This window comes from Actinocrinis puniceicyclus (assembly GCF_018283645.1).
Classification (GTDB): domain Bacteria; phylum Actinomycetota; class Actinomycetes; order Streptomycetales; family Catenulisporaceae; genus Actinocrinis; species Actinocrinis puniceicyclus.
The window spans coordinates 1-1313 of the sequence record NZ_JAGSXH010000323.1; the positions used below are offsets into that span (position 1 = coordinate 1).

Below are 1313 nucleotides of genomic sequence, written 5' to 3' on the forward strand. Positions count from 1 at the left end.
AGGGCCTGGAAATGAACGACACGCTCATTCGGGCGGTTCGGTCGCAATCAGGTCGTAGTTCCACTCGCCGTGGAACTCGTGTGGTCTGACGTGCCGCTCCTTCAGCAGTCGCATCTCGCGGTCGCTGATTTTGATGCCGCGTGGGTAGCTGCCGGGGTCGAGTTCGGCCTGCACGCTCAATCCGGAGCGGGTGGTGGTTCCGGCGATCAGGTTCACGGCGACCTCATGGCTGGTCAGCGGCTGCCCGGCCCAGTTCATCGAGATGTGGCTAAAGAGCCTGTGTTCCACCTTGTTCCACTTCGAGGTGCCCGGCGGCATGTGGCAGACGGTGATCGTAAGGCCGGTCTCGGTGGCCAAGTCGGCCAGTTCCTTCTTCCACAGCCGCAGCCGGTAGCCGTTGGACCCGCCCGCATCCGCAGTGATCAGCAGGCGCTTGGCCTGCGGGTAGGCCGTGGCCCCGACCGTGTGCCACCAGCGGCGGATGGTGGCCACGGCGAACTGCGCGGTATCGCCGTCGCAGCCCACAGACACCCATCCGGCGTCGGCGGCCAGGTCGTACACGCCGTACGGCACGGCTTTGCCCGCGGGGCCCGGGAAGTCGTGCACCTGCACGCGGCGCGGGGCGCCGGCCGGGCGCCAGTCCCGGCCCGTGTTCGCGTACTCGCCGATCAACTCCTTCTTCTTCGCGTCCACGCTGATCACCGGGTCGCCGTCGGCCAGGTGCGCGGTGACCTTCCCGTTGATGTAGCGGAACTGGGCGTCGCGGTCGGGGTGCTGGGTTCCTTCCACGGTCTTGGCGTTGCCCTGCAGGCTGTAGTCCAGGTCGGACAGCAGCCGCCCGACGCTGTGGTGCGAGACCCGGTGCCCCAGGGCGCCGAGTTCGTCGGCGAGGCTGCGCGTCGACTTCGTGGTCCAACGCAGCCGACTCATCGGATCGCCCCGCGTCACCGGATCGACCAGCGCATCCAACGCGCCGAGCAGTCCGGGATCGGTCTCGGTCAGCGGCTTGCGCCCGGCGCCGGGGCGGCGCGAGCGGCCCGGCATCGGGTCCCGTCCGGACTCCAGGTCGCCGACCCCGGCAGTGATCGTCACGCGCGAGACGCCGGAAGCCCGGGCCACCAGGGAGATCCCGCCGTGCCCGAGCGAACGGGCCTCCGCGGCCAGGACCAGACGGCGCTGCCGCTCGTCAAGATGCGGCAGGATCGCCTCGAACTTCGCCGCCAGCACCCGCTCGTCGATCTCCATGACCACAGCCATAGCAGAATCCTGGCAGGACAATCAGGACATGTAAAGATAATTTAGCGACGAGCCCT

Annotated in this window: 1 pseudogene; it reads right to left on the reverse strand. The window is 68.4% G+C overall.

The features are described from left to right. Positions 1–48: 48 nt before the first annotated feature. Positions 49–1257 (reverse strand): annotated as a pseudogene (locus KGA66_RS29065) (ISAzo13 family transposase); the annotation flags it as partial. Between the last annotated feature and the right edge of the window lie 56 nt (positions 1258–1313).